This is a genomic window from Nocardia yamanashiensis, assembly GCF_021183565.1.
GTDB lineage: Bacteria > Actinomycetota > Actinomycetes > Mycobacteriales > Mycobacteriaceae > Nocardia > Nocardia yamanashiensis.
The window spans coordinates 2533105-2558205 of record NZ_CP089226.1; the positions used below are offsets into that span (position 1 = coordinate 2533105).

20 protein-coding genes and 1 pseudogene are annotated in these 25101 nt (G+C 67.9%); 13 read left to right on the forward strand and 8 right to left on the reverse strand.

Features of this window, described 5'->3' with window-relative positions; translation table 11 throughout:
• Positions 1-158 precede the first annotated feature (158 nt).
• From LTV02_RS12250 to LTV02_RS12260, 3 genes are all read left to right on the forward strand, one after another.
• On the forward strand, positions 159-1091 hold the full coding sequence (locus LTV02_RS12250; protein WP_233040110.1) for an NADP-dependent oxidoreductase: 933 nt from the start codon (positions 159-161) through the stop codon (positions 1089-1091).
• A gap of 131 nt (positions 1092-1222) precedes the next feature.
• Entirely contained in the window at positions 1223-2518 is a 1296-nt protein-coding gene (locus LTV02_RS12255) for an APC family permease (RefSeq protein WP_332909574.1), read from the forward strand.
• A gap of 75 nt (positions 2519-2593) precedes the next feature.
• A complete protein-coding gene (locus LTV02_RS12260) occupies positions 2594-3154 on the forward strand; it encodes a TetR/AcrR family transcriptional regulator (RefSeq protein WP_233040112.1) in 561 nt (186 codons plus the stop codon).
• An 8-nt stretch (positions 3155-3162) separates the two neighbouring features.
• Here the strand turns inward: LTV02_RS12260 and LTV02_RS12265 are convergent, their stop codons facing one another.
• Both LTV02_RS12265 and LTV02_RS12270 read right to left on the reverse strand, forming a co-directional pair.
• Positions 3163-4305, reverse strand: coding sequence for an alpha/beta hydrolase (locus LTV02_RS12265; protein WP_233040113.1), 1143 nt, complete (start codon positions 4303-4305; stop codon positions 3163-3165).
• A gap of 114 nt (positions 4306-4419) precedes the next feature.
• The gene (locus LTV02_RS12270; protein ID WP_233040114.1) at positions 4420-4803 is read right to left on the reverse strand and encodes a hypothetical protein; all 384 of its coding nucleotides are present in this window, start codon (positions 4801-4803) and stop codon (positions 4420-4422) included.
• 633 nt (positions 4804-5436) lie between these two features.
• On the opposite strand from LTV02_RS12270, the gene LTV02_RS12275 reads away from it, so the two are divergent.
• Together LTV02_RS12275 and LTV02_RS12280 are read left to right on the forward strand one after the other, a co-directional pair.
• Positions 5437-8109, forward strand: coding sequence for a LuxR C-terminal-related transcriptional regulator (locus LTV02_RS12275; protein WP_233040115.1), 2673 nt, complete (start codon positions 5437-5439; stop codon positions 8107-8109).
• Between the two features lie 173 nt (positions 8110-8282).
• Positions 8283-9026: an SDR family oxidoreductase gene (locus LTV02_RS12280; protein WP_233040116.1), complete on the forward strand. Its 744-nt coding sequence runs from the start codon at positions 8283-8285 to the stop codon at positions 9024-9026.
• 222 nt (positions 9027-9248) lie between these two features.
• Here the strand turns inward: LTV02_RS12280 and LTV02_RS12285 are convergent, their stop codons facing one another.
• Positions 9249-12005, reverse strand: coding sequence for an ATP-binding protein (locus LTV02_RS12285; protein ID WP_233040117.1), 2757 nt, complete (start codon positions 12003-12005; stop codon positions 9249-9251).
• Between the two features lie 266 nt (positions 12006-12271).
• Between LTV02_RS12285 and LTV02_RS12290 the strand changes: the two genes are divergently transcribed.
• The 4 genes from LTV02_RS12290 (at position 12272) to LTV02_RS12305 (ending at position 16036) form a co-directional block, all read left to right on the forward strand.
• Positions 12272-12946 (forward strand): sigma-70 family RNA polymerase sigma factor, encoded by a 675-nt coding sequence (locus LTV02_RS12290; protein WP_233040118.1) that lies wholly within the window; start codon positions 12272-12274, stop codon positions 12944-12946.
• An 83-nt stretch (positions 12947-13029) separates the two neighbouring features.
• Positions 13030-13974 (forward strand): alpha/beta hydrolase, encoded by a 945-nt coding sequence (locus LTV02_RS12295; RefSeq protein WP_233040119.1) that lies wholly within the window; start codon positions 13030-13032, stop codon positions 13972-13974.
• A gap of 34 nt (positions 13975-14008) precedes the next feature.
• Entirely contained in the window at positions 14009-14740 is a 732-nt protein-coding gene (locus LTV02_RS12300; protein WP_233040120.1) for an alpha/beta fold hydrolase, read from the forward strand.
• Positions 14741-14836: 96 nt separating this feature from the next.
• Positions 14837-16036 (forward strand): low temperature requirement protein A, encoded by a 1200-nt coding sequence (locus LTV02_RS12305; RefSeq protein WP_233040121.1) that lies wholly within the window; start codon positions 14837-14839, stop codon positions 16034-16036.
• A 38-nt stretch (positions 16037-16074) separates the two neighbouring features.
• Here the strand turns inward: LTV02_RS12305 and LTV02_RS12310 are convergent, their stop codons facing one another.
• The 4 genes and pseudogenes from LTV02_RS12310 to LTV02_RS12325 form a co-directional block, all read right to left on the reverse strand.
• A complete protein-coding gene (locus tag LTV02_RS12310) occupies positions 16075-17808 on the reverse strand; it encodes an L-aspartate oxidase (RefSeq protein WP_233040122.1) in 1734 nt (577 codons plus the stop codon).
• 63 nt (positions 17809-17871) lie between these two features.
• Positions 17872-18615: an SDR family oxidoreductase gene (locus tag LTV02_RS12315; protein WP_233040123.1), complete on the reverse strand. Its 744-nt coding sequence runs from the start codon at positions 18613-18615 to the stop codon at positions 17872-17874.
• A 98-nt stretch (positions 18616-18713) separates the two neighbouring features.
• A pseudogene (locus tag LTV02_RS12320) lies at positions 18714-19634 on the reverse strand (alpha/beta fold hydrolase); the annotation flags it as partial.
• Positions 19609-20649, reverse strand: coding sequence for a ferritin-like domain-containing protein (locus tag LTV02_RS12325; protein ID WP_233040124.1), 1041 nt, complete (start codon positions 20647-20649; stop codon positions 19609-19611). The gene LTV02_RS12325 and the pseudogene LTV02_RS12320, both read right to left, overlap by 26 nt.
• 177 nt (positions 20650-20826) lie before the next feature.
• Between LTV02_RS12325 and LTV02_RS12330 the strand changes: the two genes are divergently transcribed.
• From LTV02_RS12330 to LTV02_RS12340, 3 genes are read left to right on the forward strand one after another with little or no spacing between them, the layout of a single operon-like run.
• On the forward strand, positions 20827-21258 hold the full coding sequence (locus LTV02_RS12330) for a cupin domain-containing protein (protein ID WP_233040125.1): 432 nt from the start codon (positions 20827-20829) through the stop codon (positions 21256-21258).
• A gap of 18 nt (positions 21259-21276) precedes the next feature.
• A complete protein-coding gene (locus LTV02_RS12335; RefSeq protein ID WP_233040126.1) occupies positions 21277-22137 on the forward strand; it encodes a hypothetical protein in 861 nt (286 codons plus the stop codon).
• Positions 22138-22162: 25 nt separating this feature from the next.
• Positions 22163-23266, forward strand: a complete 1104-nt coding sequence (locus tag LTV02_RS12340) for a hypothetical protein (protein WP_233040127.1) — start codon at positions 22163-22165, stop codon at positions 23264-23266.
• 125 nt (positions 23267-23391) lie between these two features.
• On the opposite strand, the gene LTV02_RS12345 is transcribed toward LTV02_RS12340, so the two are convergent.
• Positions 23392-23985: a transglutaminase-like domain-containing protein gene (locus LTV02_RS12345; RefSeq protein WP_233040128.1), complete on the reverse strand. Its 594-nt coding sequence runs from the start codon at positions 23983-23985 to the stop codon at positions 23392-23394.
• Positions 23986-24656: 671 nt separating this feature from the next.
• On the opposite strand from LTV02_RS12345, the gene LTV02_RS12350 reads away from it, so the two are divergent.
• Positions 24657-25079, forward strand: a complete 423-nt coding sequence (locus tag LTV02_RS12350) for a hypothetical protein (RefSeq protein ID WP_233040129.1) — start codon at positions 24657-24659, stop codon at positions 25077-25079.
• Positions 25080-25101: the final 22 nt, after the last annotated feature.

A 25101-nucleotide genomic window follows, 5' to 3' on the forward strand; every position in this document is an offset into this window, starting at 1 on the left:
GCCGAGACCCCGCCACCGGAGCCGCGCTTGTTCTCCATCGCGAGACGATCTCCGTGACACACCGCGAGTGCCGCGGTTACGGCGCGAGGTCCGGCGACTCGTACAAGCTGGTATCCGCCTACCGGAGAAGCTGTCCGCCTACGGAAATGGAGGAAGCCATGCGAGCTGCCGTGGCGCAGGATCTGACCGGCATCGACGGGCTCACCGTCACCGAGTGGCCGACTCCGCCCGAACCGGCAGCCGGGCAGGTACTGGTACGAGTCCACTGCGCGGGCGTCGGTCCGTGGGATGTCGGAATGCTGAGCGGCGGTTTCCCAGGGCTCGCAGCGCCGTTCGTTCCGGGCCAGGAGCTCTCCGGTGTCGTCGAAGCGGCCGAGCCCGGCTCCGAAGTCCAACCGGGACAACGGGTTTACGCAACGACCTTTCCGACCGGTGGCGGGCTCGCCGAGTTCGCGCTCGTCGATTCCGCCCGGGTGGCCGCGATGCCCGCCGCACTGGATTTCCCCGAGGCGGCGGGTTTGGTGATAGGCGCGGGCACCGCGTATGAGGGACTCATCGACAAGGGACGGCTGCGGGCCGGTGAAACGGTCCTCATCACCGGCGCGGCGGGTGGCGTCGGCAGCAGCGCGGTGCAGATCGCGGCGGCCGTGGGCGCCCGCGTCCTGGGGGTCGCCAGTTCCGGTAACCACGACTACCTGCGCGGCTTGGGCGCCTCCGACGTGTTCGACTATCACGATCCCGAGTGGGCTGCGCAGGTCCGGCACGCGGTCCCGGGCGGCGTCGATCTGCTGTTCGACGGAACCGGAGGACAGACCCGCGACAGCGCCCTGACCACGATCCGCGATGGCGGCCACGCTGTTTCGATCATCGCCCAGGCTCCGCTAGGCGAGCTGGATCGCGGAATCACCGGAGAGACCTTCGCGGCCCACGTCGATCGGCAGCGCCTCGACGCCCTCTCCCGCTTGGTCCAGGCCGGCCAGTTGCGTCCGGCCATCGAGGCGATATTCCCGCTCGAGCACGTCCACGATGCGCTCGCCCGCGTCGCCGGTGGACATACGCGAGGCAAAATCGTGGTGCAGATCGCGGCGTAGCTCGGCCGACCACGAACCTGCATCCCGCGACGCTCGGATCGGCTGGGGCTGAGCCGAGCGGTTGCTCGCGGTCGGTTCGGCACCGATCGGACGGGTATGCGTTCGGTGTGTCCACTCCCTTGAATCGCGCCGTGAGCACCCCGCTGCTTTACTTCTTCATCCTGGGCGACGTCCTGGGGGCCGGGGTGTACGTGCTGGTCGGCTCGGTCGCGCAGGTGTCCGGTGGCGCGGTCTGGCTGCCGTTGCTGATCGCCCTGGTCCTCGCGGCACTCAGTGCGGGTTCCTATGCCGAGCTGGCGACGAAGTATCCGCGGGCGGGCGGATCAGCGCACTACGCCACTCGAGCGCTGGGTCCCGCGGCCGGGTCGCTGGTGGGCTTCTGCATGCTGGCCGGCGGCATCGTATCGGTGGGCGCGCTGGCCCGGGCGTTCGCCGGCGATTATCTCCAGGCTCTCATCACGGTGCCGATACCGCTGGTGGTGGTCGTCTTCCTCCTCGCTCTGGCGGCGCTCAATATCCGCGGTATCCGAGAATCGTTGCGCGCCAATGTCTTAGCGACCTTGATCGAACTCAGCGGACTGGTGCTGATCATCGGCTTGGGCATATGGATCATGGTCCGCGGGGACGGGGACCCCGGCCGGTTGACGGAAATCGGCACCCCGGACCGCGGCGTGATGTCCGCGGTGCTCGCGGGCACGGTACTGGCCTTCTATTCCTTCGTGGGCTTCGAGACCTCGGTGAATCTGGCGGAGGAAGTCCGCGATCCCCGCCGCTCGTACCCGACGGCGCTGTTCGGTGCGCTGGGCACCGCCGGCGTCGTCTACATCCTCATCGGTGTCGTCGCCGGCGCGGCAGTGCCCACCGAAGAACTGGCCCGATCCAGCGGACCGCTCCTCGAGGTGGTGCGGATCGCCGGCGGGGTGCCCGATCGGCTGTTCAGTGTGATCGCGCTGGTCGCCGTCGCCAACGGCGCGCTGCTGACCGGAATCATGGCGTCACGATTGACCTACGGCATGGCTCGCGACGGATTGCTGCCCGCCGCGCTGGCCCGCGTGCTGCCCGTGCGCCGCACCCCGTGGGTCGCGATCCTGGTCACCGCGTCGATATCCCTGATGCTGGCCCTGACCGGCGAGGTCGCCACCCTCGCCGAAACCCTGGTACTCCTGCTCCTGGTGGTCTTCGCGGCGGTGAACTGTTCGGTCCTCATCCTGCGCCGCGAACCCGGCGAACCCGGCCACTTCCGAATCCCGACCGTCATACCGTGGCTCGGATTGGCATCCTGCCTGTTCCTGGCGACGCGCATCGACGGACAGATCTGGCTGCGCGGGCTGATCCTGGTCGGCGCCGGTGTGCTCCTGGCCCTGGTGAACGGACTGCGTGCGCGCCAACGCGCAAGTGCGGAACGCGAATACGCACGTTCTCGCTGACCGTCCCGAGCACCGGCATCGTTCTTGGGGGTCGGTCAAGATAGCATCGGGGCCGGGACTAGGTCAGGACTGGAGATGCCTCGCAACAGACGTCCGCAGGATCGGGAAGAGAAGCGTGCGGAGATCGTGGTGGCTGCTCGGCGGTTGTTCGTCGAGGAGGGATACGACGCGGCGTCGATGACGCGGATCGCTCGCGACGCCGGCGTGGTGTCGAACACGCTGTACTGGTACTTCCAGGACAAGGACGCGGTCTTGATCGCGGTCCTGGAAGCGGTTCTGGCCGACTCGATGGCCGCCTACAGCGACATTCTGGACTCGAGCCTGGCTGATCGGCTGCTGTGGCTGGTCGGGGAATTGGAGCAGCTGGGCCGGTTGGTGAGCACGGTGCACACGCGCGCCGCCGAGTCCGCGGCCATCGGTGAATGGCACGAGCAGTTCCACGCGCTGGCCGAGGGATTGTTCCGGGCGGAGCTGATCGAGCTCGGCGTGCCCGGCCACGAGGTGGATCCGCTGGTCACGATGGGCGTTTTCGTTGTCGAGGGCTTGCTGACGCATCCGGCGGAGCAGGCCCAGCGGCGCGCGGTGATCGAGACACTGCTCAACAGTGCTCGCGGTCTCGCCGCGGCCGCCGGGTGATTGCCCGATCAGTACCGACCCGCGGGGCGGTCTACTGCGTGGTGTGCGGTGTAGTCGAATTGTGTTGCCAGGAAATAGAGTTGGTCACGCACGGCGCCTTCGAAGTGCTCGTCCACATAGATGTCGAAGTGGTCGCAGGGATAGTTCTGGACGTGCACGTGCGCCAGGCCCTGCGCGCGCCGTTCGGTGGTCTTCGCGGGCGCGGCCGCGTCGTTGTCGCAGACGCACAGCAGCGTCGGAGTGCTGAAGCGGGCCAGCGCGCGACCGGGCCGATAGAGCGGAAGGCGCAGTGCCAACCGTGCGGCCAGGGCATTGGCGGCATCGAATTCGCCGTCCGGGCCGCGCAATACACCCCACACGGTGTCGCGGCCCACCGCAGCGACGGGTTCCTGGCCACCATCGTTCTCGGTCAGCTCGATGTTCTTCGACACCTGAGCCCGCACCGACGGCAGCCGCTTCAGCACCGCACTGGTGCGCCACGAGAGCCGGGTCCCCGCGGGCAGGAGTGCCGAAGCACCGGCGAGGGCGTCGGGTGAGGCGACGAACGCGGGCATCCACGACGTTCCGGCCATCGGCAACAGGATCGGCTTGGCACCGAACCAGGAACCGACCGTATCGAGAATGCCGGCGACGGTCAGCGCTACCACACTCAACGGGCCGGCCTGGATACGCGAGCGCAGCGACGCCGGTCCGTCGGTGAAGGGACACTGGGCCACGACCGCCGCGATACCGGTGTCCTCGGAGGCGACCTGAAGAACGTGACCGCCTCCGAAAGAGCTGCCCCACAACGCGATCCGTTCGACATCCACGTCCGGCAGTGTGCGCGCGAAGGCAAGGGCGGCATGCCAATCGGCACGTTGCCGGCCGATATCGAGCAGCTGGCGCGGCATTCCGCCGCTGGCCCCGAGATGCCGGTAGTCGAACACCAGCACCCACCACCCCGCCTCGGCGAACCGTTGCGCGAAGGCATCCAGACGCATCTCCCGCACGGCCCCCAGCCCGTGCCCCATGATCACCATCGGGCGCGGGCCGTTCAGATCAGACGCGGTGTACAACCATGCCGCGCACTCGTCCTGACCGGAGCGGAACGAGACCTCGCGCCGCCGCACCGCCACCGCCTCGCGCCGCTCGGCAGGCTCACTGATTTCCATGACTCGCGTCCTCCGCTCCACCATCACTCTTCTTGAACGCCATCCAAGAAGGGGGTTGCGGTAACCGTAGAGACTTCTTGAATGGCAGTCAAGAAGCTGGCCGGCGCAGAGGCATCAATAGCTGCACAGCTTGATCCACTCGTCATCGGGATCTCGGTTGTCACGGACGAACAGCCCCGCCCCTCTCACGTACGGCACCGCGAGGTCGAAATCGCCCGTGCGGTAAACGATCCAGGTGCGCTGCTTGCCGTTGAGCAGGCGCGCGTTCTCGGCCCCGGACAAGAATCCATCGAATGCGAAGTCATGAACCTCGTCCTCGATCGTGCCCGCCGAGATAAATGCGTACTGATAGGTGTATGCATAAAAGAACCCCCAACTACCCACCGTCCCGGAACAACTCCCGGAGGTGCTCCCGGAGAAGCTGTCTGCCTGAGCGGTCCCGGTAGACAAGCCCGCAATAATCCCGAATGCTCCGAGCACCAGCAGTATTCGCTTCATTATCCCCCGTCCAGCAGGCCGGATGCCCGCTCCGAACAGAGCCGACCGTAGGGTGATCGCTCTGGCGATTCCCTTACGGATCCCATAAAACCGCTGGTCCGCCACCACGTGGGCGAGCCGCGCCGCCGATCGGCCCGGGACGCGCCCAGGGTGAGGCCAGTGGGATTCCCAGGCGCGAGAGGTTGTGCGGGCGCGCGACTCTGGTTGATGCCGCAGTTCCGATCTGGGCTGCGCGTGTCGAACTCGAAGTGGAGAGAATGATGTTCCGGAATCCGCGTTGGGCGGTTGCCTTCATCACCATGGCGATCGTGACGCTGGTGACAGCCCCGATCTGGGCGGCGGGTCCGCTGTGGGACGCAGCAGGGCCTACGGTCGTTCTCGCTCCTGGTGGGTCCGCAGACGTCGACGCTCGGCAAGTGCCTTTCGTCACGCCGATCGTGCTCGGAGCACCGATCCCGAGTTCGTGATCAGGTCGCGCTCTTCCAAACTGGAGCATTTCAAGACAGGATGATCACTCTGTGGTTGCTGGAGCCGGCCGGCTCGGATCCACCGTGGAGAAGGCAGGCGAGAGTGGCGTTTCGGGGGCAGGTCGAGTTAGTCGGACGAGGACCGGAATCGGCTGCCCTGGATCGATTGGTCGCAGCGATCCGCACGGGTGAGAGCCGGGTACTGGTCTTGCACGGCGGGGCGGGCGTCGGCAAATCCGCGCTGCTGGACTACGCGGAAGGTGTGGCGACCGATCTGCGAGTGATGCGGGCGGTCGGTGTCGAGTCGGAGATGGAGCTCGCGTACGCCACCCTGCATCAATTGTGTGTGCCGGTGCTGGATCGGCTGACAGCCCTGCCGGAGCCGCAGCGGCACGCGCTCGAAACCGTTTTCGGGCTGCGGGCGGGCACTCCTCCCGAACGGTTCCTGGTCGGGTTGGGGGTGCTGAGCTTGCTCTCGGACGCTTCGGAGAGCGGCCCGCTGCTGTGCGTGATCGATGACGCGCAATGGATGGATCGGGCCTCGGCGCAGGTGCTGGGTTTCGTAGCCCGCCGGCTGCTGGCCGAATCGGTCGCCCTGGTTTTCGCGGCCCGGCAACGGTCCCATGATCTTCTCGGATTGCCGGAGCTCGAATTCACCGGACTGAACGAAACCGACGCTCGCACCTTGCTCGACACGGCGACTCCTGCCCGGCTCGATCACCGCATTCGCGATCGGATCGTGGCCGAGGCCAGGGGCAATCCCCTTGCGCTGCTCGAACTTCCACGAGAGCACACCGTCACCGACCTCGCGGGCGGGTACGGGCTGTTGCCCACCGACAGCGTGCCGGGACGGATCGAGCAGAGCTTCCTGACCCGGATCGAGGAGTTGTCCGCGCCCAGCAGGCTGCTGCTGCTGATCGCGGCCGCCGAACCGGTGGGTGATCCCGCGCTGGTGTGGCGCGCCGCCGAGCGGCTCGGAGTCACCCCGGCCGCGGCACTCGACGAACAGACCGACGAACTACTGTCCTTCGACATCCGCGTCACGTTCCGGCACCCGCTCGTTCGCTCGGCGGTGTATCGCGCTGCCGCGGAAGAGGATCGCCGGGCGGTGCATCGTGCATTGGCCGAAGTCACCGATCCGCAGGTCGATCCGGACCGTCGAGCCTGGCATCTGGCCTCGGCCGCGGCGGAACCGGAGGAGACCGTCGCCGCGGAACTGGAACGGTCCGCCGATCGGGCGCAAGCCCGGGGCGGATTGGCCGCCGCGGCCGCGTTCCTGCGACGGTCGGTGGACCTGACCGCCGATGCCTCGCGCCGCGCCGAGCGGGCGGTCGCGGCCGCCGATGCCAGTGCCCGGGCCGGTGATCTGGATGTGGCGCGCCGGCTGGTCGATCTCGCCGACATGGAGGTGGGCACCGAATTGCTGCGTGCCCGAGCACAACTGGTACGCGGCAGGATCGCACAAGCCGCCGGATTCAACGATCAAGCGCCGCCGATCCTGCTGGCAGCGGCACGGCGGCTGGAACCGTTCGACCGCGATCTGGCCCGCGAAACCTATTTGCTGGCCTGGGGCGCGGCGGCGTGGGGCGCCGCCGACAGCGCGAGCCTCACCGCGATTTCCGAAGTGATCCGGGAACTTCCGGCCCCGCCGGCGAATCCGCGGCCGATCGACCTGGTGCTCGAGGGCTGCGCGCTGCTGGGCACCGCCGGCCGGGGCACCGCGATCGGACCGCTGCGGCGCGCGATGACCGCGCTCGTCGATCTACCTGTAGCGGACCTGCTCAAATGGGGTTGGGCCGCCTGCGGACTGAGTCCGGCGGTCTGGGACGAGCGGGTGATGATCGAAACCTACACGCGCGCAGCGGAAGCGGTGCGCACCGCCGGAATCCTGACCGAGCTGCCGATCTATCTCGCCTCGCTCGGCGCGGCGACGTCGCTGATCGGCGACTTCACGGCCGCGGCGGGAATCGTCGCCGAATCCGAAGGCATCGCGGCGGCGACCGGCATCCCCCTCGCGCCGTACACCACGCTCATCCTGACCGCCATGCAGGGCAAGGAGTCCGAAGCCACGGCCCTCATCGCCGCCACCATCGAACAGACCGCGGCCGACGGCCAGCTGACGGGAGTCACCACCGCGCAATGGGCGGCCGCGGTCCTCTACAACGGCCTGTCCCGCTACCACGACGCGTTGTCGGCGGCCCAGGCCAGCACCCGGATCGCTCAGCTGGTCGTATCGGTGTGGGTGCTGCCGGAGCTCATCGAAGCGGCGGTCCGGGTGGGTGACGACCGGGCCGCGAACGACGCCTTGGACCGGCTCACCGATGCCGCCGCGGCGGCCGAAACCGACTGGGCGCAGGGGATTCTGGCGCGCTGCCGGGCGCTGCTGTCCGACGGCGTCAAGGCGGACGACCAGTACCGGGAGGCCGTCGAAAGGCTGAGCCGGACGCTCATGCGCCCGGAGCTGGCGCGTGCGCACCTGCTGTACGGCGAATGGCTGCGCAGGCAATCCCGCCGGGTGGACGCGCGGCACCAATTGCGCACCGCCTACGAGATGTTCGACGCGATCGGCATGACGGCCTTCGCCGAACGCGCCCGCCGCGAACTGCTCGCCAGCGGCGAGAAGGTCCAGAAACGGATCGTCGAGGTTACCGGTGAGGATCTGACGCCGCAGGAAAGGCAGATCGCGGTACTGGTCGGTGAAGGTCTGTCCAATCCGGAGGTGGCCGCCCGGCTGTTTCTCAGCCCGCGCACCGTCGAATGGCATCTGCGAAAGATCTTCACCAAGTTGTCGATCACTTCCCGGCGGCAGTTGCGCGGGGCCCTGCCCGTTGCCGACTGAGGCCACCGGTGGACGCTTCGACGCGTTCGCGATGACCTTCCGCACCCGTGTCGCGATCCCTGGTCCGAGAGAACCAGGGTGTCTCCCGGGGGCCACCGGCAGCCCGGATCCCCGAGTCTGATCGCACCGGTTCATGGCGCCGGGTGTCCTCGACCCAGGGAGATGAGGCAGTGATGTCAGATCAGCCGTTGCGTGGAGCCGCCGCGCTCGTCACCGGCGCCAGCGGCGGCATCGGCGCGGCGACCGCGGCTCGATTGGTCCGTGAGGGCGCGGCGGTCGCCCTGATCGCACGCAACCGCGAACGCTTGGCCCGGCTCGTGGACGAGCTCACCGCACAGGGCGGGCACGCCGTCGCGGTGCCGGCCGATCTCACCGTCCCGGTCGAGGCGTACCGGGCGGTGGAGCAGGCCTGTGATCGGCTGGGGCGTCTGGACATCGTGGTGAACAGCGCCAGCACCATGGTGCTGGAAACGGCGCTGCACACGCCGATCGAGGAGTGGGACCGGATGATCTCACTCAATGTGTCGGGGCTGCTGCACGTTACCCACGCCGCTGTCCCCTACCTGATCGACGCGGCCGCGACCTCGCCGCGGCGAGTGGCTGATCTGGTGAACGTGGGCTCGGCCGCCGGGCGGGTCGCGCGGCCGGCGGGCAGCGTCTACCACCTGACCAAATTCGGTCTCAACGGGTTCACCGAATCACTACGCCAGGAACTGCTTTCGGAGGGCGTGCGAGTGAGTGTCGTGGCTCCCGGACTGGTGGACACCGCCGCCCGGCACAGGTCGCGCGAGGCTGCGGGTCGGCCGGAACGACTACGGCCGGAGGATATCTCGGACTCGATCGCCTATATCGTCACCCGCGATCGCCGCATCGCAGTCAACGAAATCGTCGTTCGGCCGGGCGGCCAGCTCTGGTGACCACGCGACCGGTCGGCGCGGGTGTCACATCGGCGTCGGCCGGGTGGTCCTTGTTCTCGGCAGGCGCCCGGTCGAGTCACGAGGTAAGAGCACGGAATACCGGGTTTCAGACGGCTCCCCCACGGAGTACGCGTCAAGCAGAGCGCGGCTGGTCCCACCCGCCGCCGGGCGCCTGCCATTCGAAAACGGCCACGGGCATGGCATGACGGCCCCGGCCCCGGATCAGTTTTCCAGTGCGCCGCGGATTTCCTTGCGTGAGGTGATCCCGAGCTTGCCGAACACCTTGCGCAGATGCCATTCGACCGTGCGCGCGCTGAGGAACAGCTCCGCGCCGATTTCGGAGTTGGTCAGGCCCTCACCGGCGAGCCGCGCGATCTGGGCTTCCTGCGCGGTCAATGCCGCGTGGGCTTCGATCGTGCTGTGGCGCACCGATTCTCCGATGGCGAGCAGTTCCCGGCGGGCACGCTCGGCGAACGCCTTGGCGCCGAAACGATTCAGCATCTCGTAGGCCGTCCGCAATTGCGCTCGGGCCTCGGCCCGCCGCTGCTCGCGCCGCAGCCACTCGCCGTACACCAGGTGGGTCCGCGCCAGGTGCACCGCGATTCGCGTGCGGCCCAGATGCTCGATGGCCTCACGGTACAACCGGTCTGCGGTTTCGCCCTCGCTGAGCAGGGCGCGCGATCGCGCCGAAACGCCCTGTGCCCAATCTGTTCCGCTGGCGTCGGCGCGTTCGGTGAGTTGCCGGACCGCGGTCTCGCCCGCAACATGGTCTCCGGCGTAGGCCGCCGCCTCCACCAGCTCGAGCAGCACGAATCCGAGCATGCCGAGGTCGTCGTGTTCGGCGGCCTGCTGCGCGCTGCTCAGCGCGGCTCGATAGTGGCCGAGTCCGTTGTGGAGCAGCGAATGCAGGTAATGGCCCCCACCAAGCGTTCGTCCCTCACCCCAGGCGGCGGCCAGGGCGACCTCGGTATCGATCAGCGCGGGCGCCTGCGCGTCCTCCCCGCGCCAGGCCACGAGCAGCAAGGTCGTGTACATGATCGGAGAGTTTCGCGTCACCTCGAGCAGCGCCCGGGATTCCTCGACAAGTACTGCGGCGATGTCGAATTCGCCCGCGTGCAGGTGCACCCCGGCGCGGTAGCTCAGCGCGAGGGGGAGGAAGTTCAGCGCTCCGGTTTCCCGAGCGGCCCGCACCGCCCGGGTGGACAACTCCTGCCAGCTCTCGTCGTCCCACAGTTCTGTGGCCGTCGGCCAGGTCAGCCAGAGCCAACGCATACTTCGCTCGGCATCGGCTCCCCCGCCCTCCCAGAATGCGTGGAGGGCGCGCCGCAATGACGCGGCGCTCGCGGAGTAGCCGGTCGCGAACCGCGTCGCCAAACCGGCGAGCAGCGCGTCTGCCGGGTTGTCCGGCGCGCCCGCGTCCGGCAGCGCGGCCAGCGCCTTCTCCGCCACCATCCGCAATTCGCCGTGCCGGACGAGACGACTGGCGAAGACCGCCGATCCGATCGCCTCGAGATACGCGGCGCGGGCCTGATCGGGGTAGCACGGTGTGAGTCGGGCCGCCGCATCGAGCAGTAACGGCAGCGCTTCACCGCCTCGTCGACGCGCGAAGACGATCTGGGCCCGCAGCCGCGCGACCCGTGCGCGCTGGGCTTCGTCCAGCGGGCCCATTTCGGCGGTGGCCAGCAGTTCGTGTGCCGCGTCGGGGATTCCGGCTTCGAACGCGGCCTGTGCGGCGGCCACCGCACGCTCACCCCGCTTGCTCGGATCGGGTGTCAGCCCGGTCGCCCGCCTGAGGAAGGCCGCCGCCGCGGCGATCCCGCCGCGGGCCTGCGCACGCTGTGCCGAGCGCTCGAGCGCGTCCGCGACCGCCTCGTCTGGCTCGACCGCGGCATTGGCCAGATGCCAGATCCTGCGATCCGGATCGGCCGCCGGGTCGGTCACTTCCGCCAGCGCGCGGTGCGCCTCTCGACGCTCTCTCGGGTCGGCCGCCCGGTACGCCGCCGATCGCACCAATGGATGCCGGAAACGAACGTGCGCACCGAGTTCGATCAGTCCCGACATCTCCGCCGCCGCTACCGCATCCGATTCGATGCCCAAGAGCGCGGCCGCGCGGCGCAACAGCGCGGCATCACCCACCGGCTCGGCCGCGGCCAGCAACAACAGCCGGCGCGGCGGTGCCGGCAGTGCGACGATGCGTCGCAGGAAGCTTCGCTCGATCTGGCTGGCCACCGGTTGCGCATCCGGGCGGCCGAACCCGCCGGCCAGCTCCGCGGCGGTCAGTCCTTGCGGTAATTCCAGCAGCGCCAAGGGATTACCGCGGGCTTCGGAAACGATGCGATCGGTGACACGCTGGTCGAGCCGGCCCGGGACCGCCGCCGCGAGCAGGGCGCGCGCGTCGCTGTCACGCAGGCCGCGCAGGACGAGTTCGGGAAGACCGGCCAGCGGATCGTCGTCGGATGCCGGGGTTCGCACCGCGAAAACCAGCGCCACCCTTTCGGCCAGCAGACGGCGGGCGACGAAAGCCAGCGTCTGCGCGGACACCTGGTCCAGCCACTGCGCGTCGTCGATCACGCAGACCAGCGGCGTGTCCTCGGCGACTTCGGCCAGCAGGCTGAGCATCGCCAATCCGACCAGGAAGCGGTCCGGGGTTGTGCCGCTGCGCAGTCCGAACGCGACCGCGAGCGCGTCCCGCTGCGGCTCGGGCAGCCGGTCGAGGTGGCTCAGCATCGGCGCCGCCAGCTGGTGCAGTCCGGCGAAGGCCAGTTCCATCTGGGATTCGACGCCGGTCGCCGGGGCGATCCGGCACCCTATCGCGCCTCGCACCAGATATTCGAGCAACGCGGATTTGCCGATGCCCGCCTCGCCGCGCAGCACCAGTACTTGGCTGTGGCCGGATGCGGCCTCGGCGAGCAATCGTTCCAGCGACTCACATTCGCCACGCCTACCGCGCAGTCCACGAAGCGGATTGCCGCCCGACATCAACCATCACCGCCGAATCGAAGGAGCCCAACCACGTCCACGTTAGGCCCGCTAATGATCTCATCCGAGCCTCGGCCTCCGAGCATGCCCCGGGCATTGCGGCGCCGGGCACGTGTCCCTGGCCCGGGTATCCCCGGGGGTCCGCCCGGGATTGCCAAGGGCGCGAGCAGGACCCGGCCGGGACGACGGTGAGAGGGCGGCTCAGCAGCCGCTCCTCGAGATCGCCGAGCCGGAGGGCGGTCGAGGCCAGATGAAAGGACGACGCAATGTGCCCGTCGAGCACCCTCACCGTCCCATCCGAAGCGAGTATTTCGCCGCGCCCCCTCCCGCCGGAGCCGAGCGGGTACGTGACGGACTTCCAGGGCCTACGGCCGCGGCTGTTCGGGATCGCCTACCGCGTACTGGGCCGGGCGGCCGATGCCGAAGACGTCGTACAGGATGTGTGGCTGCGCTGGCAGGGCGCGGATCGGGCCGTCGTCCGGGATCGGGTCGCGTTCCTGGTGACGATCACCACCCGGCTGACCCTCAATGCCGCCGGTTCGGCTCGGGCGCGCCGGGAGATTTCGGTCGATCACTGGTTGCCGGGGCAGGTGCTCGACGCCGAGGACCCCGCGCGGGCGACCGAACGATCAGCCGATCTCGAACAGGCGGTTCTGCTTCTGCTGCAAAGGCTCTCGCCGATGGAGCGGGCCGTGTTTGTTCTCCGTGAGGCGTTCGATTATCCCTTCCGCGATATCGCCCAGCGGCTTCGGATCAGTGAGGCCAATGCCCGCCAGCTCGGGCGGCGCGCTCGCACGCATCTGGGCGGACCTCGCTGCGAACCGGTGCCTCGAGCAGCCCGAGACCGGCTGCTGAGCGCATTCCTCGAGGCCGCACGCAGTGGCGCCGTGGTGGGCCTGGAACGGCTGCTCACCGACGACGTCGTCACAACGAGATCGTAAGTCGGCCAAGGTATCACAGCCGCCGTCACGAATCCGGGAACCACCCGGTCCTTGGTTTCGACACAACCCGGAAAGGCTCACCGATGACGAAACCCATCCTCGAACCGTCGGCGCAACAGTTCGCCGACGCCACCGCCCGACCGCCGCTCCTGTACGAACTCGGAGTCGAAGGCGCCCGCAAGGTCCTCGATGACGTGCAGGCGGCGCCGATCGACAAACTTCCCGTGCGGGACAAGTGGATCACCGTACCCGCCGAAGTCGGGGATGTACGGGTCCGCATCGTCAAACCCGTTGACGCGGAAGGTGATCTGCCCGCGATCCTGTACATCCACGGCGGCGGCTGGGTGCTCGGCAATGCCGGCACGCACGACCGGCTGGTCCGGGAGCTGGCCGTCGGGGCCCGGGCCGCGCTCGTGTTCGTGGAGTACGACCGGTCGCCCGAGGCGCGCTATCCGGTGGCGATCGAGCAGGCCTACGCCACCGCGCGGTGGATCACCGAACACGGTGCGAGCGAAGGTTTGAACGCGTCCAGGCTGGCGGTGGCCGGGGATTCGGTGGGCGGCAATATGACCGCAGCCGTGACGATCCTGGCCAAGCGCCGCGGCGATGTGCGGTTCGTCCACCAGTCGCTCTACTACCCGGTCACCGACGCCGGTCAGGACACGCCGAGCTACCGCGAGTTCGCCGACGGCCCCAACCTCACTGCCAAGGCGATGGCGTGGTTCTGGGACGCGTATCTGCCGGACCCCGAAGGCCGTGACGAGATCACCGCCTCACCGCTGCGGGCCCGCCTCGAGGACCTGGCCGGGCTGCCCGAGGCGTTCCTGGTCGTAGACGAGAACGACGTCCTGCGCGACGAGGGAGAAGCCTACGGCCGCAAGCTCACCCAGGCCGGAGTGCGGACCACCAGCCTCCGGTACAACGGCACCCTGCACGACTTCATGATGCTCAACCCGGTGCGCGACACCGCGGCCTCCAGCGCCGCGATCGAACAGGCCATCCGCGTGCTGCGGGCCGCGCTGCACTGACTCGACCAACCCCCTCCCCGGAAGAGAGAATGAAATGACCCATCAGAAGCCCACCGTCGTCCTCGTGCACGGCGCGTTCGCGGAATCCGCCAGCTGGTCCGGCGTCGTGGAACGGTTGCAGGCCAGATCCCTCGAGGTGGTCGCCGCCGCCAACCCGCTGCGCGACCTGCCCGGCGACGCCGCCTATCTACGTGATGTGATCGCGAGCATCGACGCCCCCGTCGTGCTCGTCGGCCATTCCTACGGCGGCCTGGTCATCACCGAAGCGGCCACCGGCAATGACAAGGTCGCCGCGCTCGTCTACGTCTGCGCGTTCGCGCCCGAAGCCGACGAGTCCGCGCTGGAACTGTCGGGCAAATTCCCGGGCAGCACCCTCGGCGAGGCACTCACCGCCTATCCGATCACCGATGGCGGTAACGAATTCGCCATTCGGCCCGAGGCGTTCCATCACCAGTTCGCCGCCGACGTACCGGCCGCCACCGCCGCGGTGATGAGCGCGACCCAGCGCCCAGTCACCGAGCTCGCCCTGACCACGGGATTGCCGTCGCGGAACCCGGCCTGGAAATCGGTCCCGTCCTGGTTCGTCTTCAGCGACGCGGACCTCAATATCCCGGTGGCCCTGCACCGTTTCATGGCCGTCCGGGCCGCGGCCAAGGGCACCCGCGAGGTACCGGGCGCTTCGCACGCGCTGGCGGTCTCCCAGCCGGACGCGGTGGCGGCATCGATCCTCGATGCGGTGCGTGCGACCACACCCGCGCACGCCTGACCGGCACCCTCTGCACGTCACTGAGCCGCAGTCGGCCGAAACCGGCTGCGGCTCAGCGTGTTTCCTCTTCCCCCAACACTTCAGGAAGTACTGTCCATGAGCACGAACTCACGTCCTGCCGACCGGAGAGGGCCGCTGCGGGTCCGGATGCGCGGCCGGTCGATCGACGAACCGCATCGGGCGGCGACGGGGCTGGAGCTGCTGTTCGACCTGACCTTCGTGGTCGCGGTCGCCGGTATCGTCGCGCAGCTCGGTCACGCCCTCGGCGCGGGGCATCCGATGCCGGCGCTGGCGCCGTTCCTCCAGGTGTTCTTCGCTATCTGGTGGGCGTGGATGAACTTCACCTGGTTCGCCTCCTCCTACGACACCGACGACGTGCCGTACCGGCTGCTGACCCTGCTGCAGATGGCGGGCGTGCTGGTGCTGGCGGCCGGTGTGCCCGCCGCGTTCGAGCACGACGACTACACCGCCATCACCATCGGCTATCTGGTGATGCGGAGTTGCCTTGTCGTGCAATGGTTACGCGCGGCATACGGGGACCCGGCAGGCCGCCGCACCGCGCTGCGCTACGCGACGGGCATCGTGGTGCTGGAGGCGCTGTGGCTGGTGCGGCTCGCGCTGGCACTGGCCGGCGTGCTGCCGGATCTCGCGTCGCGGCCGGTGTTCCTGATGCTGGTGGCCGCGGAGCTGGCGGTGCCGGTGTGGGCCGAGCGGGAGGGCGGCACCGCGTGGCATCCGCACCATATCGCCGAGCGCTACACGCTTTTCACGATCATTCTGCTCGGGGAGAGCGTGCTCGCGGTGTCCTCCGGAGTGGCCGAGGCACTCGATGGTGGTTTCCATCCGGCACTGGTGGTGGTCGCGTTGTCGGGGCTGGTGCTGCTGTTCGTCCTGTGGTGGCTCTACGACCTACAGCCAGGCGGTGCGGGCCTGGCCGAACGCCGCACCTGGTCGTTCCTGTGGGGCTACAGCCATTACGCGATCTTCGCGGCGCTGGCGGCGCTCGGCGCGGGGTTGGAAGTGGCCGTGCGCGAGAGCGACGGCCGCGGTACGTCCGTACTCGCCGGTGGCTTCGCGGTCGCGATTCCCGCGGCAGTGTTCCTGATCCTGTTGTGGGCGGCGCATGCCGGGTTGCCGTCGGTGTCGCGCCTTCGCCCGCGCGTACTGTGCACCGGGGCGGCGCTGATCCTGCTCACCCCGCTCGCCACCGCGGGCTTCCCGGTCGCGACGGTGGCGACGATCGCCCTCGTCGCCGCCGGGGCCCTGGCGCTCGCCCTGCGTGCCCCGGCGGTGTGAAAAGGGGTATGGGCGCTCGAAGCGCCCGTACCCCAGCATTATTCGACCAGCTTTCCCGCGCTGGAGACATCCCGCATGAGCGGCGCGATGTCCTCGGGAACCTCGGGAATCGGTTCGTGTTCGAGCCGCCCGGGTCCCGACCACACCAGGTTCACCCGCAGTGCCGGATCCAACTCCGGATAGTCGGAACGGTTGTGGCAGCCGCGGGTCTCGCGTCGTTCGAGGGCGGCCTCCAGGGTGGCGCGCGCCGCGAGCATCGAGGACTTCAGATCGAAGGCGTGCGCCAGGTCCTGGAATCCGGCGGCATCGGGGTGCACACCGATATTCGCCGCTCGCTGCTCGACCTCGCCGAGTTCGGACAACCCCTGGCGCAGGCCGGCCTCGTCACGTACCACGCCGGCGTGTTCGGTCATGGTGTTGCGCAACGCCCGTTGCAGAGCGCGAACGTTTTCTCGCCCGTCGGCCGCCAGCAGGCCGTCGACTTCGCCACGCGCCTCGTCGACCGCGCCGGTCGAACGTTGTTGCGCGGACAGCTCGTTCGAGTACCGGGCGGCCGCCTCACCGACGATGCGGCCGTAGACGAGCAGCTCGATCAGCGAGTTGCCGCCGAGCCGGTTCGCACCGTGCAGGCCGCTGGAGGCCTCGCCGATGGCGTAGAGCCCCTCGACCCCGGTGCCGTGGTCCTCGGATCGAACCCACACCCCGCCCATCGAATAGTGGGCGGTGGGCGCGATCTCGATGGGGTCGCGGGTGATGTCGAGCATCTGCAGTTCGAGCATCGTCTGATAGACCCGTGGCAGCCGCCGCATGATGGTCTCGCGCGGCAGATGCGAAACATCGAGCCACACACCGCCGTTCGGCGTTCCGCGCCCTTCCTTGATCTCGGTGTAGGCGGCGAGCGCGACCCGGTCCCGGGTGGACAGTTCCATGCGTTCGGGGTCGTATCGTTTCATGAACCGTTCCCCGGCGGCGTTGCGCAGGATGCCGCCTTCGCCGCGCGCCGCCTCGGACACCAGTGTGCCCGCGGCATTCTCGGGTTCGATGAGCCCGGAGGGATGGAACTGCACCAGCTCCGGGTCCCGGATGCGGGCCCCGGCCAGCACTGCCAGGCGGAACGAGTCACCGGTGTTCTCGTCGCGGCGCGAGGAGGTGCGCCGCCAGATCCGGGTGTGTCCCCCGGCTGCCAGGATCACCGCGTCGGCATGGAACACATAGCGGGATCCGGTGTCGAGATCGAACCCGTACGCGCCGAAGACCACGTTGTCGCGCACCAGGATCCGGGTCACATAGCAGGTGTCGATGATCGGGATGCCGAGCAGCGCGGCGCGGTTCACCAGGGTGCGCTGAATCTCGAGCCCGGTGTAGTCGCCGGCGAAGGCGGTACGCCGGTAGGTGTGCGCGCCGAAGAACCGCTGCGAGATCCGCCCGTCGGATTCCCGGGCGAAGGGCATTCCCCATCGTTCCAGGTCTTCGATACCGCGCGCGGCGTTCGCGGCGACCACCCGCACGGTATCGGGGCGGGCCAGCAGATAACTCTCGGTGATGGTGTCGGCCGCGTGCTGCTGCCAGCTGTCCTCGACGTCCATGGTCGACAGGGCGGCATTGATACCGCCCGCGGCCAGGGTGGTGTGGGCGTCGGCCTTGGGTCGTTTGCCGAGCACGATGACGTCCACGCCGCGTTCGGCCAGCTCGATCGCGGCGCGCAGGCCGGCGCCGCCGGTGCCGATGACGAGCACGGACGTCGCGAACCGGCGTTCGTCCGGAGTAAACATCGTTTCATTTCCCTTCGAACGGAACCGATGCGCGGGCGGCGCACGGCCGCCCGCGCGGTCAGCTCACTGACGAGCCAGCCACTCCGACAGCCGGATTCGCGCCAGGTGCGCGCCCGGTCCCGGCAGCAGGCTGTCCTGCTTCAGGACGGCTCCGAAGTAGCGGGCCTGCGGGTCGGTGATGACCTCGCGCACATCCTTGCGTGCCCGCAGTACGGTCCCGATCCACTGGTCCATACCGAACACCTCGGGTCCGCCGATCTCGAGGGTGCCGTTGAGGGGTGCGCCCGCCGCGGTCGCCCCGACCACCGGCGCCACTTCCTCGGCGGCGATCGGCTGCACGCCCGCGCCCGGCAGCCGGATCTTGCCGTCGACGGTCGCGGAATCGGCGATGCCCCCGGCGAATTCGAAGAACTGCGTCGAGTGCACGAGCGAATACGGCAGGCCCGAACCCTTGATCAATTCTTCCTGCGCCACCTTCGCGCGCAGATATCCGGACTCGGGCAGCCGGTCGGTGCCGACCACCGACAGCGCGACATAGTGCCCGACGCCGGCCGCCTCGGCCGCCCGCAGCAGATTGGTGGTGGAGGTGCGGAAGAAGTTCATGACGTCGTCGTCGGCGAACGACGGCGAATTGGAGACGTCGACAACGACGTTCGCATCCTGCAGCACCTCCTTCACGCCTTCGCCGGTCAGCGTGTTCACGCCGGTGTTCGGGGCGGCCGCTACCGCCTGGTGGCCGTGCTCGTTGAGACGGGTGACGACCTGCGAGCCGATCAGGCCGGTGCCGCCGATGACGACGATCTTCATGCTCGATCCTTCCGTGTGACTGTTGCGGTGGGGCTGGTGAGAGTGCCCTGTATCGAGGACAAGGCAGACCGCGAACTCGTGACATCGACCTCGCGGGCGAGCCGGTCCGCGTCGAGGACGGCCCGGGCGAACTCCGCCGGGGCCTCCTGCGGCACGTTGTGTCCGACACCGTCGAGGACACGATGTTCGTAGGGGCCGGTGAACTTGTCGCGGTAGGACTTTCCGTCCTTGTTCGCCCCGTCGAAATCGCTGCCGATGCTGATGGCCGGGACGGTGAGGGCGGGCGCAGCGGCGAGTCGCCGTTCGTAGTCGTCGTAGCGGGGTTCGCCCGGGTCCAGGCTCAGCCGCCAGCGGTAGTTGGAGATGACGACGTCGACATGGTCGGGGTTGTCGAAGGCGGCGGCGGTGCGGTCGTAGGTGGCGTCGTCGAAGTCCCACTGCGGGGAGGCGCGCTGCCAGATCAACCGATTGAATTCGTAGCGATTGCGGCTGTAGCCGCGGCGGCCGCGTTCGGTGGCGAAGTAGTACTGATACCACCAGCCGAGTTCGGCCCCGGGCGAGAGCGGCTGCTGCTGGGCCTCGCGCTGGGTGAGGATGTACCCGCTGACCGGCACGATCGCCCGGCATCGCCGCGGCCACAGCGCGGCGATGATGTCGACTGCCCTTGCGCCCCAGTCGAATCCGCCGAGAATCGCGGACTCGATGTGCAGGGCGTCCATGAAATCGACGATGTCGCGGGCGATGGCGGACTGCTGGCCGTTGCGCACGGTCCGATCGGACAAGAATCTGGTGGGACCGTATCCGCGCAGGTACGGCACGAGCACCCGGTATCCGGCGTCGGCCAGCAGCGGGGCGACCTCGATGAAGCTGTGCACGTCGTAGGGCCAGCCGTGCAGCAGGATGACCGGTGGCGCCGTGGCGGGACCGTATTCGAGGTAGGCGACGTTCAGCAGGCCCGCGTCGATCCGCTTCGGTTGGGGCGTGGTCATGCGACTACTCCCGGTCCTCGGGCGCCACATATTCGAATGTCGGTCCCGCCGTGGTTCGTCCGTCGCCGCTGGGCATCTTCATCAGTGCCTGGGCTTGGGATTTCAGGGCGTACATCGCACCCACCGCGTCGCGCATCTGCGATGGGCTGCCGTTGAAGGTGTCCTCGAGGAGATACAGCAGCAGGCAGTAGGTATTGTCGAATTCGCGCTGCGCGGCCCGAATGGGGCTGTCCTCGGGATAGTCGGTGCTGCGCGGATTGGCGCGCATCGGCTGAACTTTCGTGAAATCCAGCTGGATCGGTTCGCCGGTCGGACCGGACTGGGGCGTGTCGCCCGGGCGGAAGCGCCGGCCCTCCTTCAGTTCCAGGAAGCGGTAGTAGTGCGCGACCTGGTCACGTTCGGGGTCGAAGACGTCCTTGTCGCCGTCCCACACTTCGGTGGGGGAAGCTCCCTCGCCCTGCTCGATGATTTCGGACAGCGCGGCGAGCGCCGACTTCAGGTCCCGCACCGGAATCACTTGTCCGCCACCGCTGCTGAAATGCATTTCGCTGAGTTGCCGCTTGGGATCGCCGCTGAACACCGTGTCCTCGCCGAGCGTGTCGACCAGGGTGCACAGCCCGTTCTCGATGGCCGCGTAGAACTGCCCGATCGTGTGGTAGCGGTCGCCTTCGGGCTGGGCGTCGACCGGTGCGGGTCGCTCGACGGCCAGAAACAGCTCCAGCGATTCCGGACCGAACGGTGCCAGGTTCAGCTGTATGGACGGGTCACTGTGCGGCAGCGGGTGCGGGTACGACGGCAGCAGCTCGGGCGCGTCGAGTTTAGGTGCACCGCCCACGGCATTGAGCAGATTCGCCGCCAGCGCCAGATGCAGCATCTCCTCCACGAACACGCTGCCGATCACCTGCGCCGCTTCGGCATTGGCGGCCGGATCCAGGGAGTACAACGCGCACAGATAGGGCGGAATGGTCGCGTGTTCCAATTCGATCGCCCATTGCAGATGACGCCGCAAGTCCTCCAGCGTCTCGATGGGGTCGGCGATACCCATGGTCGAACCTCTTCTCGGCAAATCGTCCGGATGTGTGTCGACAACTTGGACAAGGCGTCTCGGCGAAGCGTGACAGTCGGCCACACCTGCCCCGCAATCTCGGCGGGTGGTTGTCACAACCCGCGATCGTCCCCGGTCCTTGTTTTCGACCCTGCAGAACGGCTTTGAGGAGTACCGATGACCGAGGCAGCATCGACAGCGAAGAGCAGCGTGTGGCAGACCGCGTTCACGGTCGTACAAGAGGCCGCCCCGCCGTTCATTCCTGATGGGGCGCATGCGATGACGGTGGTCGTCGCCTATCCGCCGGGTGATCCCGGCGCGCCGCCGCACCGGCATCCGGGCGGGCCCGCGTTCGGCTACGTCGTCGAGGGCGAGATGCGATTCGAACTCGAAGGGGAGGCGCCACGCGTCATCCGGGCCGGAGAAGCCTTCTGGGAACCGGGCGGCGACGTCATCCACTATTCGGACGGCAACAACCGCGACGATATCGGGCTGCGCTTCGTCGTCACCATGATCTGCGATCCGGCCCAGCCGATGCTGGCGCTCGTCGAGGAAGACGAACTGCGCGCCCGCGCCGGCCGGCGTGTCCCGGCCGCACCGAAAGAATAAGCGAGGGAGTCCGTTTCGATGTCGAAGATCCTGCTGCAAACGACGATCACCGCGCACCCCGACGATTGGAGCATTACCCGGTTCGCATTGCTGGCCGCCGAACTGCGGGCCGCCGGCCACGATGTCACCGCCCGCGACCGGGCCGTGCACGGCGCGAACGATCCCATCCTGAGCCGTCTGGACGACTCGGACTTCGACCAATTGTGGCTGCTGGCAGTCGACACCGGCGACGGGCTCACCGACACCGAGACGGCGGCCATCGTCCGGTTCCGCGAGAACGGCGGCGGGGTGTTGACCGCGCGCGATCATCAGGACCTGGGCAGCTGCCTGCTCGGACTCGGCTCACTGGGCGAGGTGAACCATTTCCACCAGCGCAATCCCGATCCCGCCCGCGCACGCGACGACCAGGACACCCCCGCAATCTCCTGGCCCAACTACCACTCCGGGGCTAATGGCGACTACCAGCCCGTATTCGCCATGGCACCGGTGCACGACCTGTTGCGCACCGGCGCCTCCGGGAGCGGCCGCATCGAATGGTTCCCCGCGCACCCGCACGAGGGCGCGGTCTCGGCGTGCGCACCCTTCGCCACCGTCGTCGCCCAAGGCCGCAGCATCGTGTCCGGCCGCCGGTTCAACCTCGCGGTCGCGCTGGACGGGGAAGTCGCGGCGGACGGCCGGACCATGGGCCGGGCGCTTGCCGAATCGACCTTCCACCATTTCGCCGACTACAACTGGGATCTCGACCGGGGAGCACCCTCGTTCGTCAGCGAATCACCCGGCACCCAGATCAAAGCCGACCCGGCCCGGCTGACGACCTACCTGAACTACATCCGCAACATCGCGACCTGGCTCCACCCGATCACGGCGGAGGGCAGATGACGGCTGTCCCGACTAGGTTTATCAGGTGGAACGTGAAGTCTTCGCCGCACGGCTTGCCGCCGCCTCGGCAGCGGCCGTGCGGTGCGCACGCACCCAGCTGATCGAGGATCTCCCGGCGCCGCTGGCATTCAGGGTTCGGTTGAACCAGTCCTACGACGGTATTCCGGCACAGCCGGGCGAAATCCGGTTCGCCGAGGACGATTCCCGGAGCCGCGCTATCGCCTTGCACCGCTGCGACTTCGAGACAGTGGTCGACACATTGTGGCGGCGCGGCCACGTTCCCCAATGGGTGAACCTCGCCGTTGTCGGCATCTCGTACACGGCGACGATCATCGAAGTCATCTGCTGCGGCCGGTACAGCGCCGACGAGGACGAGCTCTACCAGATGCCCGGTGGCACAACGCCATTCCATGCAGTCGGCCCCGTCCTACCGCCCGCCCACGACGGCAACCGATTCAGCATCCACACGCGTAGCGAGTGCTGGGGCCACGAAGACCTGGAGACTCTCAGGTCATCCCCGGACCAGGTGTGGTCATTGAAAATCGAAACCTCCGACTTCGACCACCGAATGCTCGCCGCCGTCCCCGATCTGCCCAACGTGGAGATCATCGAACATACCGCATGCACCCTCACCACCGAGGTATCAGCAGCCTTCACCCGCTTCCCGAAACTACGAATCCTGCGACTGGACCTGGAAGCCAACCATTTCCATCTCGGCGCCAGCCCCCTCCCCGCCCTCACCAGCCTCGAGCTGCACGGCCGAGACACCATCCGATTGGACCTCTCGTTCCCGAAATCCCTCTCCCGCCTTCGCCTCACGGCATCTGGAGTCACCCCCACCGCTCGATCGCCCCTCCGTGTCACCGACCTCGATCTCCACCTCCCCCACAGCTCAGACGGCGCCATCACCGACCTGCTGAACGCCATCTCCCCCCACCGAAACCCTGAGCCTGCGCGGCACCCCCGTCACCGATTCGATCCTGCCAGTCCTCGAGTGCTACCACCTCACCCGCATCGATCTGACCGCCACCCAGGTAACTACCGCAGCACTGAACGACTTTCGGACCCGGCACCCCGACTGCACCCTGTACCCCCAACCACCGGCATCGAAATCGATTCGGACCGCTGACATCTGGGCCTATCAGCACATCCAGCTGCACAGACCACACAACGACCTCGACGCGGTCGAAGGAAGCCCGCCAACCACCAGCTGAGGAACAATTGCATCCGTGCCGTATGCGTGTGCGGCCCGAGTCAGAGATCCGATGGAAGCCCGGCGTCGTAGATCGCGAGGGTGTCGGACGCTGCCCGCAGTGCATCGACCACGACCGGTGCCGTCGTACGGAAGAGCTGCGGGTAGTCGATCTCGCCCTGGGCAGGGTCGACCGAATAGGCGAGTCGTTCCTCGCCGATCGAGAACTCGGCGGTGACGTGGGCGTTGTTGCCACGCGGGTCTTGGCGATACCAACCACCGTCGAGATGCACGGCAACCAAGCCGTGTATCACATGACCTTCGCCGTGAGCCAGCCGCTGATAGCACAAGGCGGTCGGTATCCCCTGCGCCCGCAACAGCGCGGTGAGCAGATTCGATTTCGCGTAGCAGAGCCCAACGCGATGTTCCAGCACTTCCGACGCGGTGAGCGTAACCCGAGGATCGCGTACGTCATAAGAGTGTCCGACCTTGTCGCGAACCCATTCGAATGTGTTGCGCGCGTAGTCGATCGGGCTACCTGACTCGGACCACAATGCCACTGCGAGCGCTCGCACCGCCGGATGGTCGACCTCGATGATCTCATCACCCAGCAGGTAGTCATCCGGATCCACATCCGACCGCATGAAAATAGACATGTCTGCAATATTATGCAGAGCTTCGAGTGCGCCACCGAGCGGCCCCGACTTCACCAGTCCGTGACTGGCGGGTAATAGGGCATGCGCGGTCGGCGATGAACGCAAGAGGTCCGGGTGAGCGGATCGAAATCCGCAGTAGTTGAGGTTAGGCCGCGATGACCGAAACTCCGTCCAGTGATTCGGTTCCGGTCGATCGCGCGGGAGCCAACCGATTCGGGGCCCTCCTACCGCTGAGATTGCCGCGGGCTGTACTGATCATGGCGACGGTACTGGCAGTGGTCCTCATCATCGATGTCGTTACCGAACAGTTGGCGATAGGAACCCCCGCCGCACCGCACCCTGAGATTCCCACCGGATTGGCCAGCGGCAGTTCTGCGCCGGTAGGCCCCTGGCGGCTGACCATGTCCGACTACAGACTCGCCGGGGACCACTACGAGGTAACGGTGAAGGCGCGCAACGAGAGTTAACAATCCGCGGATCTGGCCGCGCTGAAGTTCTTCGGCGGCGCTACCAACCGCAACGGCTTCACGGATTCGAACAGCCAAGCCAGCCTGAACTGCTCATCCCATGACAGCCCTGCGCTACCCCGGACAGGAATGATCGCGCCCGGCGCCGACACGACCGGGCGAGTGTGCTTGCCGATCAACACATCTCGATACCCATCAGGTGGGATGTGGAGCCAGGTCAGTGCATACATCGGCGACGGCACGTCGGTCGATTCACCCATCGTCACCGATCTCATCAGCGGCCAGGTCAGTTCGTACGGCGGTAATGGGGGCAGTGTCCCCGACGGCGACCATGTCTCGGCGCAGGTCCACGCCGAAATAGGCGATATCCGCACCGAGGGCCCCGCCACGCACATCAAGTTGGCCTTGGCCCACGGCCGCCTCTACCGCGATTGGCTGCTCTACGTTGCCGCCGGCGGCGGTCGTGAATGCGAACCCGGATCGGATCACCACGTGCTCCTGGAACCTGCGGGCCCCCGAACGGTCCTGAGCGGCGACACAGTCGAACTCTGCGTGCTCGGCTCACTCGAAAGCTACACAGTCGGACTCACCCCCCGCGTGTTCTGGGAGTTCCCCCGCGCGAACTGAACCAGACCCCGTGCGGCCCCGA

Bases quoted from the DNA above. Each gene is read 5' to 3' on its own strand.
- LTV02_RS12250 (WP_233040110.1), top strand. From the start codon at position 159: ATGCGAGCTGCCGTGGCGCAGGATCTGACCGGCATCGACGGGCTCACC.
- LTV02_RS12260 (WP_233040112.1), top strand. From the start codon at position 2,594: ATGCCTCGCAACAGACGTCCGCAGGATCGGGAAGAGAAGCGTGCGGAG.
- LTV02_RS12265 (WP_233040113.1), bottom strand. From the start codon at position 4,305: ATGGAAATCAGTGAGCCTGCCGAGCGGCGCGAGGCGGTGGCGGTGCGG.
- LTV02_RS12270 (WP_233040114.1), bottom strand. From the start codon at position 4,803: ATGAAGCGAATACTGCTGGTGCTCGGAGCATTCGGGATTATTGCGGGC.
- LTV02_RS12280 (WP_233040116.1), top strand. From the start codon at position 8,283: ATGTCAGATCAGCCGTTGCGTGGAGCCGCCGCGCTCGTCACCGGCGCC.
- LTV02_RS12285 (WP_233040117.1), bottom strand. From the start codon at position 12,005: ATGTCGGGCGGCAATCCGCTTCGTGGACTGCGCGGTAGGCGTGGCGAA.
- LTV02_RS12290 (WP_233040118.1), top strand. From the start codon at position 12,272: ATGTGCCCGTCGAGCACCCTCACCGTCCCATCCGAAGCGAGTATTTCG.
- LTV02_RS12295 (WP_233040119.1), top strand. From the start codon at position 13,030: ATGACGAAACCCATCCTCGAACCGTCGGCGCAACAGTTCGCCGACGCC.
- LTV02_RS12300 (WP_233040120.1), top strand. From the start codon at position 14,009: ATGACCCATCAGAAGCCCACCGTCGTCCTCGTGCACGGCGCGTTCGCG.
- LTV02_RS12305 (WP_233040121.1), top strand. From the start codon at position 14,837: ATGAGCACGAACTCACGTCCTGCCGACCGGAGAGGGCCGCTGCGGGTC.
- LTV02_RS12310 (WP_233040122.1), bottom strand. From the start codon at position 17,808: ATGTTTACTCCGGACGAACGCCGGTTCGCGACGTCCGTGCTCGTCATC.
- LTV02_RS12315 (WP_233040123.1), bottom strand. From the start codon at position 18,615: ATGAAGATCGTCGTCATCGGCGGCACCGGCCTGATCGGCTCGCAGGTC.
- LTV02_RS12325 (WP_233040124.1), bottom strand. From the start codon at position 20,649: ATGGGTATCGCCGACCCCATCGAGACGCTGGAGGACTTGCGGCGTCAT.
- LTV02_RS12330 (WP_233040125.1), top strand. From the start codon at position 20,827: ATGACCGAGGCAGCATCGACAGCGAAGAGCAGCGTGTGGCAGACCGCG.
- LTV02_RS12335 (WP_233040126.1), top strand. From the start codon at position 21,277: ATGTCGAAGATCCTGCTGCAAACGACGATCACCGCGCACCCCGACGAT.
- LTV02_RS12345 (WP_233040128.1), bottom strand. From the start codon at position 23,985: ATGTCTATTTTCATGCGGTCGGATGTGGATCCGGATGACTACCTGCTG.
- LTV02_RS12350 (WP_233040129.1), top strand. From the start codon at position 24,657: ATGTGGAGCCAGGTCAGTGCATACATCGGCGACGGCACGTCGGTCGAT.